The organism is Enterococcus sp. DIV1411a (assembly GCF_050531945.1).
Taxonomy (GTDB): Bacteria; Bacillota; Bacilli; order Lactobacillales; family Enterococcaceae; genus Enterococcus_B; species Enterococcus_B faecium.
On sequence record NZ_CP172892.1, the window covers coordinates 2,077,441 to 2,094,655 of the forward strand.

General features: G+C 35.1%; 18 protein-coding genes, 2 tRNA genes and 2 pseudogenes. 6 read left to right on the forward strand and 16 right to left on the reverse strand.

Annotated features, from left to right (window positions below):
- The first annotated feature begins 118 nt into the window (after window positions 1–118).
- On the forward strand, window positions 119–748 hold the full coding sequence (locus IGJ87_RS10060) for an NAD(P)-dependent oxidoreductase (RefSeq protein ID WP_002288856.1): 630 nt from the start codon (window positions 119–121) through the stop codon (window positions 746–748).
- A 102-nt stretch (window positions 749–850) separates the two neighbouring features.
- Here IGJ87_RS10060 and IGJ87_RS10065 read toward each other — a convergent pair whose 3' ends face one another.
- The 7 genes from IGJ87_RS10065 to IGJ87_RS10095 form a co-directional block, all read right to left on the reverse strand.
- On the reverse strand, window positions 851–1,660 hold the full coding sequence (locus tag IGJ87_RS10065; protein ID WP_002288854.1) for an MBL fold metallo-hydrolase: 810 nt from the start codon (window positions 1,658–1,660) through the stop codon (window positions 851–853).
- 54 nt (window positions 1,661–1,714) lie between these two features.
- On the reverse strand, window positions 1,715–2,584 hold the full coding sequence (locus tag IGJ87_RS10070) for a two-component system regulatory protein YycI (protein ID WP_002288853.1): 870 nt from the start codon (window positions 2,582–2,584) through the stop codon (window positions 1,715–1,717).
- Window positions 2,585–3,901 (reverse strand): YycH family regulatory protein, encoded by a 1,317-nt coding sequence (locus IGJ87_RS10075; RefSeq protein ID WP_002318504.1) that lies wholly within the window; start codon window positions 3,899–3,901, stop codon window positions 2,585–2,587.
- Window positions 3,898–5,733, reverse strand: a complete 1,836-nt coding sequence (walK, locus tag IGJ87_RS10080; protein WP_002294131.1) for a cell wall metabolism sensor histidine kinase WalK — start codon at window positions 5,731–5,733, stop codon at window positions 3,898–3,900. Before walK ends, IGJ87_RS10075 begins: the two co-directional genes overlap by 4 nt.
- A 4-nt stretch (window positions 5,734–5,737) precedes the next feature.
- Window positions 5,738–6,442: a response regulator YycF gene (gene yycF, locus IGJ87_RS10085; protein ID WP_002288850.1), complete on the reverse strand. Its 705-nt coding sequence runs from the start codon at window positions 6,440–6,442 to the stop codon at window positions 5,738–5,740.
- A gap of 189 nt (window positions 6,443–6,631) precedes the next feature.
- Window positions 6,632–7,492 carry a DegV family protein gene (locus tag IGJ87_RS10090; protein WP_353978573.1) on the reverse strand — a complete coding sequence of 287 codons (861 nt, stop codon included), beginning with the start codon at window positions 7,490–7,492 and terminating at the stop codon, window positions 6,632–6,634.
- Entirely contained in the window at window positions 7,479–8,048 is a 570-nt protein-coding gene (locus IGJ87_RS10095) for a DUF1836 domain-containing protein (RefSeq protein ID WP_002322652.1), read from the reverse strand. Before IGJ87_RS10095 ends, IGJ87_RS10090 begins: the two co-directional genes overlap by 14 nt.
- 380 nt (window positions 8,049–8,428) lie before the next feature.
- Here IGJ87_RS10095 and IGJ87_RS10100 point away from each other — a divergent pair.
- Window positions 8,429–8,501, forward strand: a tRNA-Lys gene (locus IGJ87_RS10100).
- A 300-nt stretch (window positions 8,502–8,801) separates the two neighbouring features.
- The gene (locus IGJ87_RS10105) at window positions 8,802–9,104 is read left to right on the forward strand and encodes a DUF5960 family protein (protein ID WP_002299784.1); all 303 of its coding nucleotides are present in this window, start codon (window positions 8,802–8,804) and stop codon (window positions 9,102–9,104) included.
- A gap of 611 nt (window positions 9,105–9,715) precedes the next feature.
- Here the strand turns inward: IGJ87_RS10105 and IGJ87_RS10110 are convergent.
- Entirely contained in the window at window positions 9,716–10,885 is a 1,170-nt protein-coding gene (locus IGJ87_RS10110) for an IS256 family transposase (RefSeq protein WP_010726344.1), read from the reverse strand.
- An 89-nt stretch (window positions 10,886–10,974) separates the two neighbouring features.
- Complete coding sequence (bsh, locus tag IGJ87_RS10115; protein WP_430609336.1) at window positions 10,975–11,955, reverse strand: choloylglycine hydrolase; 981 nt, start codon at window positions 11,953–11,955, stop codon at window positions 10,975–10,977.
- Between the two features lie 162 nt (window positions 11,956–12,117).
- Between bsh and IGJ87_RS10120 the strand changes: the two genes are divergently transcribed.
- Window positions 12,118–12,375: a hypothetical protein gene (locus tag IGJ87_RS10120; RefSeq protein ID WP_002295273.1), complete on the forward strand. Its 258-nt coding sequence runs from the start codon at window positions 12,118–12,120 to the stop codon at window positions 12,373–12,375.
- 370 nt (window positions 12,376–12,745) lie between these two features.
- On the opposite strand, the gene IGJ87_RS10125 is transcribed toward IGJ87_RS10120, so the two are convergent.
- Both IGJ87_RS10125 and IGJ87_RS10130 read right to left on the reverse strand, forming a co-directional pair.
- Window positions 12,746–12,818, reverse strand: a tRNA-Ile gene (locus IGJ87_RS10125).
- 421 nt (window positions 12,819–13,239) lie between these two features.
- Window positions 13,240–13,437, reverse strand: a complete 198-nt coding sequence (locus IGJ87_RS10130; protein ID WP_002293041.1) for a cold-shock protein — start codon at window positions 13,435–13,437, stop codon at window positions 13,240–13,242.
- Window positions 13,438–13,726: 289 nt separating this feature from the next.
- On the opposite strand from IGJ87_RS10130, the gene IGJ87_RS10135 reads away from it, so the two are divergent.
- Complete coding sequence (locus tag IGJ87_RS10135) at window positions 13,727–14,635, forward strand: IS982-like element ISEfm1 family transposase (RefSeq protein WP_002326704.1); 909 nt, start codon at window positions 13,727–13,729, stop codon at window positions 14,633–14,635.
- Between the two features lie 270 nt (window positions 14,636–14,905).
- Here the strand turns inward: IGJ87_RS10135 and IGJ87_RS10140 are convergent, their stop codons facing one another.
- The 3 genes and pseudogenes from IGJ87_RS10140 to IGJ87_RS10150 all read right to left on the reverse strand — a co-directional run.
- Window positions 14,906–15,043 carry a hypothetical protein gene (locus IGJ87_RS10140; RefSeq protein WP_224452841.1) on the reverse strand — a complete coding sequence of 46 codons (138 nt, stop codon included), beginning with the start codon at window positions 15,041–15,043 and terminating at the stop codon, window positions 14,906–14,908.
- A gap of 13 nt (window positions 15,044–15,056) precedes the next feature.
- Complete coding sequence (locus tag IGJ87_RS10145) at window positions 15,057–15,203, reverse strand: EntF family bacteriocin induction factor (protein WP_113787874.1); 147 nt, start codon at window positions 15,201–15,203, stop codon at window positions 15,057–15,059.
- 103 nt (window positions 15,204–15,306) lie between these two features.
- A pseudogene (locus tag IGJ87_RS10150) lies at window positions 15,307–15,486 on the reverse strand (bacteriocin immunity protein); the annotation flags it as partial.
- A 109-nt stretch (window positions 15,487–15,595) separates the two neighbouring features.
- On the opposite strand from IGJ87_RS10150, the gene IGJ87_RS10155 reads away from it, so the two are divergent.
- Window positions 15,596–16,765 (forward strand): IS256 family transposase, encoded by a 1,170-nt coding sequence (locus IGJ87_RS10155; protein ID WP_002300314.1) that lies wholly within the window; start codon window positions 15,596–15,598, stop codon window positions 16,763–16,765.
- A 52-nt stretch (window positions 16,766–16,817) separates the two neighbouring features.
- On the opposite strand, the pseudogene IGJ87_RS10160 reads toward IGJ87_RS10155, so the two are convergent.
- Together IGJ87_RS10160 and IGJ87_RS10165 are read right to left on the reverse strand one after the other, a co-directional pair.
- Window positions 16,818–16,955 (reverse strand): annotated as a pseudogene (locus IGJ87_RS10160) (bacteriocin immunity protein); the annotation flags it as partial.
- A 1-nt stretch (window position 16,956) separates the two neighbouring features.
- Window positions 16,957–17,154, reverse strand: coding sequence for a class II bacteriocin (locus tag IGJ87_RS10165; protein WP_002304799.1), 198 nt, complete (start codon window positions 17,152–17,154; stop codon window positions 16,957–16,959).
- Window positions 17,155–17,215 lie beyond the last annotated feature (61 nt).

A 17,215-nucleotide genomic window follows, 5' to 3' on the forward strand; every position in this document is an offset into this window, starting at 1 on the left:
TATACCCAATGATCACGAACCATGAAAGGAATGCGCACTGAGCTTTTCAAAAATCGGATTCTTTGACGAATATTCAGCAACTGCTTACAATGGACAGGAATAAAAAAGGAGGTTTTTTATGAAAATTGCACTCATTGGAGCTACTGGTCATGCAGGTTCATTTATTTTAGACGAAGCATTGTCCAGAGATTTAGACGTGACGGCAATCGTGCGTCATCCAGAAAAATTGCCATCAGATGTTCCGTTTATACAAAAGGATTTATTTGAGTTGACAACTACTGATCTTGCATCTTTTGATGTTGTCGTTGATGCTTTCAACGCTCCCAAAGGAAAAGAAGAAATGCATCAAACTTCTTTGTCCCATTTGATTGAGATGCTTGAAGGAACCGATACACGCTTAATTGTCGTTGGGGGTGCCTCTTCGTTATTCTTAGATACAGAAAAGACGACTCGTATGATTGACCAAGTACCTAAAAATGCACCCTTCTATCCAACAGCTTTCAATATGTACGAAGGATTGTTAAAATTGAAACAATCTAAAAATCTACATTGGACTTATATCAGTCCAGCTTCTTTATTTGATCCACATGGCAAACGTACAGGTACTTATTTGTTAAGTGATGATTATTTACAAAGAAACGCTGCTGGCGACAGTACGATCAGCATGGCAGATTACGCGATTGCATTAGTAGATGAGATACTAGATGAGAAACATGAAAAGCAGCACATCAGTGTAGTCAGTCGATAATACGGTTATTTTTTTAATATGCTAAAAAAATAAAAATAGAAGATAAAACCAACCCTGATTGATTTTATCTTCTGCTTTTTATATTTTTATTGATTGAACTGTTTAAATCGAAAATAGCTCAGTTGCTTCATCTGGATCTGTATCATAGATTTCAAAATCATGTCCAACGCCAAAATCTTTTTCTTTCAAAACATTTTCCATTGTTAAATGAGCAAGTTCTTTCATATTGTTTTCCTTGCTAAGATGGCCAAGATAGATTCGTTTGGTCCGATTACCGATCACATCAGTCATGACAAGTGCACCATCTTCGTTGGAAAGATGTCCTCTATCTCCTAAAATACGCTGTTTTAAATTCCACGGATAAGGTCCCATGCGTAACATCTCAAGATCATGATTACTTTCCATCAAATAACCATCGGCATTTTCAATGACACCTCGCATATAATCACTGCAATATCCGGTGTCCGTCAACATGACGAATGACCGATTTTCTTTATGGAAACGATAAAATTGCGGAGCCGCTGCGTCATGGGAGACGCCGAAACTCTCAATATCGATATCGCCGAATGTTCTGACTTTCCCCATCTCAAATAGATGTTTTTGTTCCACTGGTACATTACCAATCAGTGGTTCCATCGCTTCCCAAGTCTGCTGATTGGCAAAAACATCCAAATGATACTTACGAGCCAAGACACCCACGCCATGTATATGATCTCGATGTTCATGCGTCACAAGTATTCCATCTAATTGGTCCGGTGTCCGATCAATTTGAGCCATCAAGGAAGTGATTTTTTTACCGCTAAGTCCTGCATCGACCAAAAGCCGTTTTTTTTCACTTTCGATATAAAGTGAATTACCCGAACTTCCACTTGCTAGGATACTGATTTTAAAAGCTGGTTTTTCTTCAGCCATTTGACTCCTACTTCCCTTCTTACTTTGTAAACTTTTTTCATTATACTCGCTTTTTTATTGATCTTCCACTTTTGGTACAGTATTGTTTGTCACGATCGTATTGCTGAAAGCGTTGACGCTCTCGATTTGGACCACTTTATCGCTTGTTTCGATCGCTACATGCCAAACAGGAACATACACATTTTTTTCCCGGACTTTCAGAATACAGGAATAAGCTAGTTGACGCCATAAAATTTTTGATCCTCTTGGTATTTTGTTATTGATGTACAATGTATTGATTGCTTCCTCTTCCGTATACAGTTCCGTCTTTTCGCGCAGCTGCTCGATATCAGATAAATGCGTCTGCATGTATTTCGTGATGCTATAATCATTATCGTTTTTTTCTAAAGAAAGAACGATTTTTGCTGTATCATCATTGAATGGGATGCCTTCATACTCTTGGCTTGCTTGGATTTCTAGTGGTTCTTCTTCTAAATGAGAAAAGTTTTTCGTGTACACATAATCATTACCGAATAAAATATTGTCTTTGTTAGATAAAAAATCTTCCAAGGAACTACTAATTTTATCTGGATCGATCACGTTCTTTTCAGCATCTGAACTGGATAAAGATTTCGTCAAAACATCACCGTCTAAAAACACACCACTTGCCAGCAAGCCGCTTTTACCAGCCTTGCGATAATTCGCTAATGAAGTGCTAAGATTGGTCTGCTCCGCGCTAAGATAATAGCCTTGCTTGTTCTCAGACGAAATCTTCCCCGTGTAAGTGATATCGTCGCTAGCCAGACGTTGTTGGATTGATTCAGTCTGATTAGAGCGAATGACATTGTTTTCTTGGTATACCGCGTCATGATAACTGCTGAATAAAAACACATTCAACCCTAAAAAAGCGACGAAAAATATCCATTCGATTTTTTTGAAATCCAATTAATTCGCCTCCAATCCAGGTAATTTTTCCAGAAGGTCGTTAGCTGAATACCAGTTATCTTTATATTTCACATACCATTCAGGTAAGAGATCAACGACACGATTCGTTTCTTTGACATTTTGCCATGTATATCCAACGATCACTGAACCAATCTTGTTACTATCTGCTCCCTTAGCTTTTAACTGCTGGATGATTTCATTCGTACTTGCAAGTTCTACTTCTTCGTCTGAAGGTATCGGCACTTGAATCGTATTCAAACTGGTTTGGATATTCACTTGCACAGAACCATTCGTTTCACCGCCAACTTCCACACCAATCTGTCCTCTGCTGTCTGTCCCAAAAACCGGGAAGCCTTCCACGAATATCCGATAATCGATCGTATTGTCACTGCGGTCAAAATATCTGAGGTTCCCTAAAGAACTGCCTAATTTGCTAATATAGGGGAAACTTTCAGAAAATACACTAGCATTTTCTTTTTTCTCTGGCAGCTCTCCACGAAAATCAACTACTTGCGTTTCCGAATGGATAGACATTGTTTCATTCCCACCGTAAAAAATCAATTCATTGCTTTCATCATTATTCTTCACGCTATCTGGTTTCTGGAAAAAAGCATTTCTAAAAAGTGTATAGGGTTGCTGTGACAGGATATAACTATACTTTTTCAGTTTGATCGAATGTTTCGTAGCATATTGCGTGTCGATCGTCGATGGTTCTGTTGTCATTTCTGTCCATTTTGTGTCTTTTGCTGTTAATTCTTTATTGATATCTGTCCAATTCAACGAAATATTCGCTTCATATACGAGATGGTTCGAATAATTCAAAAATCGGATTTTTTTATTTCCTTGATCGAATTGTATTCTAGTAAAATACATATTTTCGCTTTCTTTTGCCAAGTTCGACACATCTAAATCTAAATCAAATGCTTCCTTGTATTCTCTTAGCAAAAAAGGCGCATTATAGGCCAACTCAAAACCAGAGTTCAGATTTTTCACCTGTTCAAACTGTGATTTGTCTCCTGAAACTACTTCAGAAAGCTTTCCAAATCTTGCTTTATCGATGATCAATTGCAATCGGTACACGAGATTTTCACTGTTGGTTTCTTGGATCGTTCCCGAATGGTGCCATGTAACATGAAGCGGAAGAAAGACTTCGGAAGTTTTTCGATTGCTTTGAGACTCGATCATTTGAGTGTTTGTCTCATCTACGTTGATTGAACTTTTTCCTGCTGGGCTCAGCCAGATTGCATAAGAGAAGTATATGCTTAACGCAACCATCAAAATGAGTCCTATACGAACGACTTTTTCAGAGATTCTCATTCCCACCATTCCTCCTCATAAGGTTCATATGGCAGCGAGATATAAAAAGTCGACCCTTTTCCTTCCTTGCTCTCTGCCCAAATAGCGCCTCGATGCGCCTTAATCACTTCTCTAGAAATAGCTAATCCAAGTCCTGTCCCACCTTGTGCTCTTGCACGTGCTTTATCTACTCGATAGAACCGCTCGAACACTCGGTTCAGATCTTTTTTAGGAATCCCCAATCCTTGATCGGTGATACTTAAAATCACGTTATTATGCGTTTCTAATAAGCGACAAGTAATCGTTCCCCCATCTGGTGAATACTTGATCGCGTTATTCATGATATTATCGACTACTTGGATGATTTTATCTGTATCTACTTCGACCCAAAGATCTCTTTGCGTGAATTCACGACGGATCTTATAATTTTTTTCCTGATTTCCTACCATCATATCAAACCGGTCAAGAACAAAATTCACTAACTCGTTGAAATTGACATATTCTAATTGAAGCTGGGTATTACCTGTATCCATGCGAGACAGATTTAAGAGGTCATTGATCATTCGAATCATTCGGTCTGTTTCATCTAGCGTTACCTTCAAAAAATTTGGTGCTACTTCCTCGTCTTTCCACGCACCTTCGCTCAATGCTTCGATATAACTACGCATACTTGTCAACGGTGTACGAAGTTCATGGGAAACATTAGAGACGAATTCACGACGTTCCCGTTCTGTTTTTTCTTGTTCTGTCACATCATGCAAGACAGCTACTAATCCGCTGATAAAACCTGATTCGCGACGGATCATAGAAAAGTCTACTCGCAAGATCATCTGATCACTTTCCAATGTACTGGTTGAACGGTCAAGTACCATTTCGTTTGGATCTTCTAATAATTTCCGCAACGTATATTCTTCTTCGATATCTAAAAGTGTCAAAATCGATTGTCCGATTGCTTCCTCGTTTTTGATATCTAGCAAGGAAACAGCCATATCATTGATCGTAATGACTTTACCCCTGCGATCTGTCGCAATGACGCCGTCTGTCATATGGGATAGCACGCTATCCAAACGATTGCGTTCAGCTTCCATTGTATCTTGAGCTTCTTCAATACGTTCAGCTAACTGATTGAAGGTATCAGCCAGCTGTCCAAGTTCATCTTGTCCATGCACTTTGACTTTCCGACTGTAGTCTCCTCTAGCGATTCGAATGGCTTGTTCTCTCATTTCACCGATCGGCTGTGTAATCGAACGAGCAACTAAAACAGATACGATCATTGAAATAAATGCCGCAATTAGTGAGGCAGTAAAGAAAATGACTGCTGTGTTATTGATTTCCGAATATTTTTGTTCGATATTACTTTTGACGTAAAGAGCCCCGATAACGGCATCGCCGGTCGGGGACAGGATCGGTTGAACATTGATATTCACCCGTTTATCGTCGTTATCTAAAGCAACATAACGTTTAGTCGTGAAATCATTGATATCAACATAATCATTTTTCTTTCCCACAGCGCTTTGTTCATTGACATCGGTTGTTCCTCGGATGATCCCTTTTTCGTCAACGACCCGTATTTCGATGATATCGCTAGTCGCACTGTTTTCAATAAATCTTTTGATATTCGCATTTACCTCTTCATCATCTGCATTATCTTTTCGATTCAATTCCGGGCTGATTGTTGTTGCTAATGATTCCACCGTTTGATTCATATCTTTAATAAATGTATTGATCGTGGAACGTTCTAAACCACGTATAAAGTAGGCACCAATAATTTCGATCGAGATCAATAAAATCAGAATAAAGGTAATAGCGATCTTAAAATTGACTGATCGAAAAAAGCGGACTTTTCTTTTCATCCAATTACTCCTGTTCTGGGTTACGCAAATAGTAACCGACACCACGACGTGTCACTAAATAATTTGGATGGCTTGGATTATCTTCGATCTTTTCACGCAAACGACGTACAGTTACATCCACTGTTCGTACATCTCCAAAATAATCATAACCCCAAACCGTTTGTAATAAATGTTCTCTTGTCATCACTTGTCCAAGGTGCTTCGCCAAGTAAAAGAGTAGTTCGAATTCACGATGTGTTAACTCGATTGTTTCTCCTCGTTTCGTCACCATGTAAGCTTCTGGATGGATCGTCAAATCACCAATCGTCAATTCCGCAGGTGCTGCCTCTTCTGGTTCCTTCGCAGCCGTGGCACCGCGACGAAGATTTGCTTTGACACGTGCAACTAATTCTCGGTTGGAAAATGGCTTGGTCACGTAATCATCGGCGCCTAACTCTAAGCCTAGGACTTTATCAATTTCAGAATCTTTGGCTGTTACCATAATGATCGGCATATCATAAGTTTTGCGTACCTCACGAGCAACTTCTAAGCCGTCCATTTTAGGTAGCATCAAATCAAGTAAAATCAAATCAGGTTCTACCTCAGCAACTTTTTCCAAGGCTTCTTCCCCATCATATGCAGTATAAACATCATAGCCTTCTTTGGCTAAATTGAATTTGACGATATCCGAAATCGGCTTCTCATCATCGACAACTAAAACTTTTTTCATAAAGAGCCACCTCTTATATATTATTGTCATACCTTCTCATTATACCGTATTTCTGCTTTTGTTTCATCTTTGCCTATAAAACAAAAGAGAAAATTAAAATGAAAGTGCAAAATACTTTATTATTTTTTGTTCTAACTTCAATAAAAAAGGAAAACACTGATTTTCACCTCAGTGTTTCCTTTTTTTGATTTATCCTTCTAAAACTTGTACACCGACACCCAATAATCCCGGACCAGTGTGGACTACTAATGCCGGAGAAATCTGGCCAAAGTAGATTTGGTTTGCTTGTGGGAACTCTCTTTTAAGTCTCGCTTCCATTTCAATTGCTTCTTCTTTCGCATCCCCATGGGCAACAGCTAAGTTGAAGACCTTTGCATTACCGATTTTTTCTTTGACGTAAGCAACCGTTTTATCCAAACTTTTTTTACGTCCCCTAGCTTTTCCTACTGTGTAATAAATCCCTTCTTCATTACATGAGATGATTGGGTTAAGCTTTAAAGCGGTTCCTACAATAGAAGCAACTAAACCGATCCGTCCACCTTTTTGAAGATATTCCAATGTCGCAACATTAAAGAAAACTTTTGTTCTTTCGACTAACTCATTCAGATTACTGATCAGTTGATCCCATTCTACTCCTTCTTCCAGCCATTTTGCTGCTTGGATCGCAGAAAAACCTGCACCAATACCAATATTTTTCGTATCTAGTACATATGCTTCCAATTCTTCTTGCTGTTGTGCAATTAAACGAGCCACATTATATGTCCCGCTCAATCCACTGGAAATTGTTACCGCAAGTACCTTTTCATAACCGTCTTTTTTGATTTGCTCAAAGATTTCTGTGATCGACTCACCATCCGGCAAAGATGTACCAGGGATTTCCTCTGGCAAACGTTGATAGATCTCTTCAGGGGTAATGTCAATTTTATCTGTATATACCTGATCTTTATAAATAATTTTCAATGGGATCATATACATCTCGTATTTTTTTATCAATTCTTCTGGCACATCCGTACCTGAATCTACTAAAATTGCGATTTTATTGTTTTTCATTTGTTTTCTCCTCTTTTAAATATTCGGTTTCTAGAACAATCGTTTTTTCCGCAAGAAGTTTCATTGCAAACGATAAAGTTGCCGCTCTTACAGCAATATATTCTACAGGGGTTGCCTGGTCGAATTTTTGCGGATGAGATTTACCTTGTGCTAATTGGCTGACCATCCACACAGCTGCTTCTTGTTCATCGCAAAATAGATTATAGGCTTCACGAATTCCTACTGTTTTTCCTTGGAACAATATCCCTTCTTTGATTTCAGGAATAGTCAATACTTGTTTCAACGTAGTGATTGCAAGTAAAAATGCTACGTGTTCTTTGTTATATCTTTTTTTAACTGGTGCTGGTATCAAACCTAGTTTAACGTAATTGTTTACCATAGAAGAGGTAAGCAATGGATGCTTTTCTCCTTGTATCACAGGTGAAAGATAACGATCAACTAACGTTCTGACTTGGTCCATATAAAGTTCTAAGTCAGGGAGTTCTTCCCAGTGAGGCAGACGGAATGTTTCTAGTTCCTTCCCCCACTCCATTAATTGCTGACGCATTTTTTCCATCATAACCGCTCCTTTTTTCATTTCATAAACATGATATCAGACTTATGATAAACATTCAATCTAGTTGCTTTAACTAGGTGATTTTATTAGCGGGATTCCATGAAAACAAAAAACAAGAAGGCTAAGCCTTCTTGTCTTTTATCGTTAAGAACAGGAGACCCGCCGGGGAGACGGCGGGAAAGGAGTAAAAAATGAAAAAAGTGTTAGGGTTTGTTCTCTTGCAAGAACTTTGTTTGTTGGTATGCTTATATAATAGCGAGCAAATGTGAATAATCTATGAATGATTTCCTATAAGGAAGTAAAGATTTTTCTGATTTTCTTTAAATGTAGTCTTGCATTTTAAAATTCTTAGTGCTACTATTATTAAGTACTTTTTGTACGGGCCGTTAGCTCAGTTGGTAGAGCAGCTGACTCTTAATCAGCGGGTCGCGGGTTCGAGCCCCTCACGGCCCATTGGGTGCCAAACCCACGTCATCAGTACATTCTTGGCTACTTCGGTAGTTTCGAAAAGAATGTACGTGATGGCATTTTTTATTTTTCGGGTATGAAATTCGGGTATGCATTTTAGCATTTTGTTTTTTAATAACATTCGAACTAATCAATAAACCTTTTGGTTATCACGGTATGTACTCCCCTCAAAATTGAGGGGATATTTTTTACCATTTAGGAATCGTCAATACGTATTCAGGAAAATCTATTTTAAGGTTTACAAAAAGAACATTTGTTCGTATACTCTTTTTGAGGTGAACTTTTATGCTGATGGAAGGAGAAACACAATTATGGTTTAAATTCGATCCTTCGAATAGATTTATCAAAGATTTTTATAAAGTCTGGGATACTGAAGTAGTCTTTTTAGCAATCGAAGATAGCTTATTAATCAATCTCTATTACTCTAATAAGAACTACTTTAAAATCCCTGCTACGAAAACGAGAATGAAGAAGGATGTATACTTTTTGTTTGATATCGTGACTGACGTGCCAGACGCACGGAGCGATCATCGGCGTTATGATTATATAAAGTATACTTTCGTTGATCCAGAAAGATATATAGATTAAAATAAGTTACCTAAAAAGGACAAATACAAATTTTATTATCTTATTCATAGTAAGAAGATAATTTTAAGATTGCGAAATACGATACTATTTGTAATCTATAGTATCAGTCCTATAAAATAAACATCTAATTAATTACTCTAAATCCTAATTATAAGCCTTTTTTCTCACTTTTTTTCAAAAATATGGTATGCTTCTTAGTGAATTCAAATATAAAAGAGTTTAAAGCGTAATACACTTATGGGGAAGTGGTTTGGGGTGCGCTTTAAACTCTTCTTTATTATTATCTCACAGCATGCTTAAAAGGTCTATGGATTAAGTTATGTAAAAAAGTGCCTCTTTAAACGTCCTAAAATCCAAACAAGGATAGCATAATATACACTATCGTTGATCCAGAAAACAGGTAAATAAATTTTGCAAAAGCAATAAGTTAAAAACATTACAAAAAAGACAAGGATATCACATCAAGAAAAAATGTTTTGAAAATATCTTTGCCTTTTTGTATTATATCTATATTAAATAATCAATCACAACACATTAACTAATTTATATAGGGTGTGTCAAGAAGTTTGTGTAAATTTATTAATTAAGCCTTATTCAGTTTGATTAGTCGCTTAAAACATTGAATCCAATGTGTCTTGGCATTGTTTGAAACCTTTGTGTGCTCTACCAGCTTTTTTATTATTGTATGCGACCATTTGTGTAACAAGAAAACGGTCAAGGGCTTCTTCGTTAGGAAATTGTTCCTTAACTTTGGTTTTTCTTTTCAACTGTTTATTGAACGATTCAATAATATTAGTGGAATAGATAGTACCTCGAATTGCTTTAGGAAATTGAGTGAAGGTCAAGAGATTTTCGGTCTCTTGAAGAGAATGGGTCATCCTGGGATAACGTTTCTGCCACTTGTCAATAAAAGTTTGAATCATTTCTTTACCTTCTTGAGTAGTACTGGCGTGATGAATTTTTTTGAAATCACTGGCTACTTCTTGACGATCAGAAATACGAACTTTTCCCATAATGTTTCGATTAATGTGCACTAGGCAACGTTGAAATTTTGCCTGAGGGTAATTTCTTTCGCAGGTATTTTGAATAGCAGTCATGCCATCGGCAACAATGAGTTGGACGTCAGTTAAGCCCCGAGAAACAAGACTACCTAGCAACTCTGACCATGCAATATCTGATTCCTGTGGGGCAATAAGATAGTCCAAAATTTCTTTCTCACCAGAAGAAGTAATTCCTAAGGCAATGTGTACTGCTTCTTTTTGAACAGCATCACGTCTTAACGGAATATACGTCGCGTCTAGAAATAGACAAACATATTGCGAATGAAAAATAGGACGAGAATGAAAAGCAGTCACTTGTTCGTCCACCATTTTGGTGATGTTAGAAATAGTAGTTGGACTATAATGTGAGCCATACATTTTTTCAATTAAATCAGCAATTTCTCTAGTGGTAATGCCTTTTTCATAGAGCTGAATGATGGTTGTTTCTAAACTATCAATACGATGAGTGTATGGAGGAATCAACGATTGATGAAACTCTCCTTTTCTGTCCCTAGGGACACGGACATTGATTTGACCAAACTGTGTGTCTAGTCGTCTGGTGTAATCGCCATTGCGATAGTTTCCGTTATTAAAGCGCACATAAGGATCATATCCTAAAATAGCAGTAAGTTCGCTTTCTAAAAGAGAATTCATTGTACTTTCAAGTTGATTGCGAAAAACTTCTGTTAAATTGGTATTTTCTAGTAGTGCTTGAGCGATTTCTTTGTTAAACTGATTCATAGGGAAGACCTCCGTTTGATTTGGTTTAGTCGCTTTAATCATACGAATAAGGTCTTCCTTTTTCAATACCCTAATTTACACAAACTATTTTACGCTCTCTTTATATATTTAATTTGTTGTTTTTCTATAATTGGATAACTAATTAACTTATGACTATCTAAGTCTTCTTTATTCATATCAATTGCAGTAATTTGACTGTCTTCATATGTTCGATAATAATAGATTCCTTTGTCAACATTGCAACAAGAAGAATAAATTGTATATTCATATTTTCCATCACCAACATCACACAAACCTTTTTGTTGTTCTACTGAACCTAAGATATGGAAAAATTGACTAATACTTTCTGACTCTGAATCTCCAGATACAGAATTCAGCTTCGTAAAAGTCGCTTTAACAAAACGAGATACTGAGGATAAATCTCCAGGCAAGCCTATCCCTCCCATACCGCGGCTATAGGCATTCAAACTTATTTGATTTGAAAAATTATTTTTAGGAGTTTCACTCGATAAGACACGATAATTGTTTAAATTAAATAATTGATAGTCAAATGAAGGATTATTGGTAAGAACGCCCACAGGGTTATCATATATATGAAGTCCATCTTTCATACTTTCAATGACAATTGATTTTTCTTTATCAGCTAATAGCCAATGTAAAGGGGATAAAGGAAGTTCGTCACTATAATTTATATTTGCTAAATTGATATTTTTTAACAATTTTTTAGCTTCTCCTACTGTTGAGCATTGTCCTAAAATCCAAGGAATAAATTCAAAAGGAGATACATTGTCTTTCCCTTCTTGTATTTCTTTATAATCAGCATACCCAGAAAAATTTAGTCCAGCCATACTCAATCCTTTTTCATTTGTCGCATCGTAATAAAGAGGGTAGTCAGCTATACCAGCGGCAATACCAATCATTGCATAATGAGTATCCAAATCATTTACCTTTCGAAAATTCAACTTATAATTTCTTGGAGTAATAGTGACTACTTCATTGTAAGATATTTCATAATCAAAATTCCTTCCAAAATAATGATCACTTGTTACATAAGTAATAGACGTACACATAGTTTATTCCTCCTAAATATTGTTCTGTCCACGTTCATATTACTCCAAAGTTTTCCTCATTCCAAAAGAAAAGCACAGAATACACAAAGAAGCGTTTTTATTTGTATAAACTATATCAAAGTTCTATACTTAAATTATCAAATAAAAAGGACGTGAAGATAAATGTCAAATTTAGAAAACAAAGAAGAAAAAGTTGTAAACAAAATTGTTTCTGTTGTCAATAAACTGGATAAAGAGTTAGACGAACTTGATACGTTATCTGAAAATCCAGAAAAAAAACATAACCTAAAAAAATGGTTAGTTGAACGAAAGGCTATTCATGAAATTAAAAAAGTTCTTCATGAAGCTGATAAATATGAAAAATATGATGAAAAAGAACTTGATAAAGAATTTAAAGAAATCAATGACTTATTACTCTGATCTATTAAACGACTCATTATGAGTCGTTTTTTTATACAAAGAAACTATCTGGAGGTAATCCAAATATAAATATTGATTGTAGTACAAAAAAGAAGCGTCCGAAGACGCTTCGCTGTTTAAATGCGTAAAAAGATTGGGAAATTGATTCATCAGCTATTACGACTATTATTATAATCTCATCCTATAAAAAATCAATACTAAAAAACTATTCTTTCGAGTAGCTCTGAACAGATGTCATCATAACTTATGAAGGAAATAGACATAAGATTGTGTATAAAAAAATAACCACCCGAAGGTGGCTGAAGAAAGCTTTTATTTACATAAATACTCTTCTAAATAATTTTAACACAGAACTAACTTAATTACTATATGTACCCTGTAGGACTCAACCTACGACCGGACGGTTATGAGCCGTCTGCTCTAACCAATTGAGCTAAAGGTACGAGAAGCCATCACAACTACTGCAAACAAAAAGAATGGACATAGACTAGATAATAATGGTTTTCATTCTTTGTTGTGATGGCACATTAATTATTACACATTTAATAGCAAAAAACTAGATTGTACTTATTCTTTGTAAAATATATTATTTTATGCTATTATTTCCAAGTCATAAAAAGAAAAAAGCTTCAGATACTTATCTTTTTGGGGAAAGACTCTAGGGTGAGGGAGTATCTGAAGCTTTTTTCTATGTTTATTATCTCACATAGTTATTTTTTAGTCTATTATTTGCTTAATTTTTTATATTATAATAATTTTATTTGCTCCTTAATTAGTAACGAACTACTCTAAATTGCTAGCAATAATTACGGTATCTAGCTTAAAATAAAAAAACACCTCAAATGAGGTGTTTAAAGTTCAACATTATTTTACAATATTTACTGCTTGAGGGCCACGTTGACCTTCTTCAATATCATAAGTAACTGCTTGGCCTTCATCTAAAGACTTGAAGCCTTCTCCCTGGATCGCTGAGAAATGTGCAAATACGTCATTTCCATCTTCTCCAGTGATAAATCCAAAACCTTTGTCTGAGTTAAACCATTTTACTGTACCGTTATTCATATATATTTCCTCCTGATACGTATATAATACGTGTTTTGTTGCAATTAATATTACTTTGTAAAAGGAGTTTTTATAGTGTGAATATATCGCTCAGATTACGTTTCAAATTAGATTACTTGTTTAGTATAACACGAATGTAATGGTAACACAAGGCTAACACGATTTAATATAAAGAACTACCCGTGGTGCTAGTTAATTTTTTCCTAGAGGAAAATGTCTAAACATGTTGGTAAATCAACAAAAAAACGCATATAGTAGTCTCAAAACTCCCAAGAAATGAGGACTACATATGCGTTCATCAAAATATACTGAACATTATACAGATACTTTTATAACATTCAAGGAAATTATGAGAACTGTTTCTAACATATACCACAATTGTGTACCAGATAAGATTAAAAACCGAAGAAATACTGATAAACTGAAGCAACGCGATACAGTGATTATTGCTTGTGTTATATGGGGCATAATTAATGGCTATACTAGCCAAAGAGCCACGTATAGAGCGGTTTGTTCCGTCTTATTTCCTAATGGTGACTTTCCTAGTAGGAGTCGATTCACTCGCTTAAGTTCAAACTTAGCTTACACTATCAAGATTATTCGATACTTTTTCATCAAGAAGCTCACCAAAGGTGAACTAGTCGGAATTATAGATAGTTTTCCTAGTCCATTATGTAAACCAGTTAGAAATAGACAAGCAAAACTATTGAATCAAATAGCCAAAGTTGGCTATAACTCAACAAAAAAATCTTATTTTTATGGTCTTAAAATTCATATGATCGTTACTAAGACTGGCTTTCCGATTACTTACTCAATCACGAATCCAGGTGTCCATGACGTGAAAGTGTTAGAGACTTTATCGGAAGAAGCGAATCTTCCCAATATCCTAGGGGACAAAGGATATATTAGCCATAAAATCCATGAAAAGCTTGCCCTTAAGGGCATTACTATATCCGTTCCGCCACGTAAAAACATGGATAAATCAGAAAAACTAGACCACAGCTTACTTGGAAAACAAAGAAAAACAGTTGAGACTGTTTTTTCTTCCTTAGAAAAATTAGGTTGTCAAAATTTCAACTCACGTTCTGTTAAAGGGCTAGAGAGTAGATTTGAAAGCATATTACTGGCTTACAGTGTTCTATTAAGTCGAGCACAACGACGTTTTGAAGGAACTTTGAGATATTCTTTAGGATATTAAAATTAACTAGCACCACGGGTAAAGAACTATATTTAAGCATTTAGAAGAGTTAATTTCAGAACGAAAATACAAATACAATACTGATTAAAATTAAATAAAAAAACCACCTTTTGGAGGTGGCCCACAAGGGACGGCGTACTTACATTACGCTTAATAATTATTATCGTATTCCTTGTGTCGGCAGTGCGAAATTAATTCGCCTGTAAGTTAATCATAAAGTAACTATCTGCTAAATGCAATAGTTATGCTTAAAAAAATTTAGCTTATTTTTTAAGGCAACCTCATACAAGAATGTTCCGGTATATTTCTCATTTCTCTGTTATCAATCTTGAACGATGTCCATAATCTGTTTGCCAATATATCACTAGCTTGTATCAAATAATTATGTTTAGAATCGCAATAAGACACATTTATTTCTAACTTACCTTTCCAAATAGGTTAATGAAAAAACACATTCCACTAAATTTGATGCCGGTTTTCCTTGAGGTTTTGTTCCAGCACCTCCTTTAATTTTTTTAAGCTCTTGATCTGAACATTGTTTAGCATTTAGTCTATTTTTTTCTTCCATTACGATTCCCCCTACAAACTATAAATACTTTTATGTCACTGATTCAATATACCTATTTTTCTAATCAAAAAATTTTGAGACATATTTAATATTATAAGTATCATTAAAATTGAGATTTATCTCCATAATCTGCTCGATATAAACCATTTATTCCAGCAGTTCTTCCAATTTCACTCAAATTTCTTATTAATTCCTCTTGATATTCAGTGAATCTTATTTTATTAGTATAAGCAGTAAAATATAGATAATTCACCAATCTATTTATTAAAGGACTGGGATCTAATGATAGCGTAAAATATTTTGTGTAAATAGATATTTAGGGTAGAAAAAAAGAAAGTCCATTCTGTAAAATTAAAGTTACCACAACCGAAATTTTATAGGAGGACTTTCTCATGCCCAATTTTACTACAGAAATTATGGAAACACTAATCAATAAAGGTGATTTAGATGAATTATTTCGATGTCATTTAGAATTAGCTGTTAATTCATTATTGCAGGCTGAATTAACAGCTTTTCTTGATTATGAAAAATATGATCGTGCTGGGTTCAATTCAGGTAATTCCCGTAATGGGAATTATTCACGTTCATTCAGAACAGAGTATGGAGAATTAAATTTGGTGATTCCTAGAGATAGAAATGGTAAGTTTTCTCAACAAACTTTACCTGCTTATAAAAGAACCAATGACTCTTTAGAAACCACTATTATTCAGCTATTTCAAAAAGGAATTACTATGTCTGAAATCTCTGAATTGATTGAAAAAATGTACGGGCATCACTATACGCCACAAACCATTTCAAATATGACTAAAATAGTTTCTGAAGATATTATTGCCTTTAAAGAAAGGTCCTTAGAATCCAGATACTCTGTCATTTTTATGGATGCTACTCACATTCCTTTAAAAAGACAAACTGTTTCAAAAGAAGCAGTTTATATTGTAATTGGCATTCGATTAGATGGAACCAAAGAGGTTCTTGGGTTTAGTCTTGCTCCAACTGAATCTGCTTATGTTTGGAAAGAGATTCTTCAAGACCTAAAAGACCGTGGTTTAAAAGAGGTTTTATTAGTCGTAACTGATGGTTTAAGTGGCATTAACGATAGTATTCATAGTGTTTATCCAAATGCTCAATTTCAACAATGTTGTGTCCATATATCTAGAAATATCGCTCATAAGGTTCGTGTTAGTGATCGACAAGAAATCTGTAGCGATTTCAAATTAGTTTATCAAGCAAGTTCAAAAGAAGAAGCAAATAATCAAATAAGGTTTATGATAGATAAATGGAAAAAGCAGTATCCACGAGTGGTTAAATTGCTCATGAATCCTGCTATATTAACCTTTTATAATTTCCCTCCGTCAATCAGAAGAACTATTTATTCAACTAATTTGATTGAAGGTTTTAACAAACAATTAAAGAAATATACCAAAAGAAAAGAGCAATTTCCTAATGAAGAATCTCTGGAGAGATTTCTAGTATCTCAATTCAACAACTATAATCAAAAGTTTCTATGCCGAGTTCATAAAGGTTTTAAAGAAATACATGATACATTAGAATCAATGTTTTAACTTGATCAACAGAATGGGCTTTTCCATTTACACATAATTCTTGACGCAACCGATCTAATTCATATTTTTGTTTTTCTAATTTTAAATATACCTTTTGTAAAACCTCAAGAATATCAGAATATTTAGGATCTTTACTTATAGATATATCATTATATAATTCATGAACAATTTGCTTAGCATTTTTTTTCATTTTAGCACTTCCCTGGAATTGCTCCACCTAAAAAACCACCTATAGACATTCCTGCAATACAAGTAGTTGCCTTGGCCCAATCGACCGTACATTTATTTTTAGTGCAATACACTCCATTTCCATAATATTTTCCACTATGAGTGGTACCCCCATAGATAAGTTGTGTCTCTTTAATAGACAAAATTTTTAAATGTTTCATAATCTAATCACCCCTAAATTAATGTTTTTAGACTATTATTCTAACATTCATTAAATTTCAA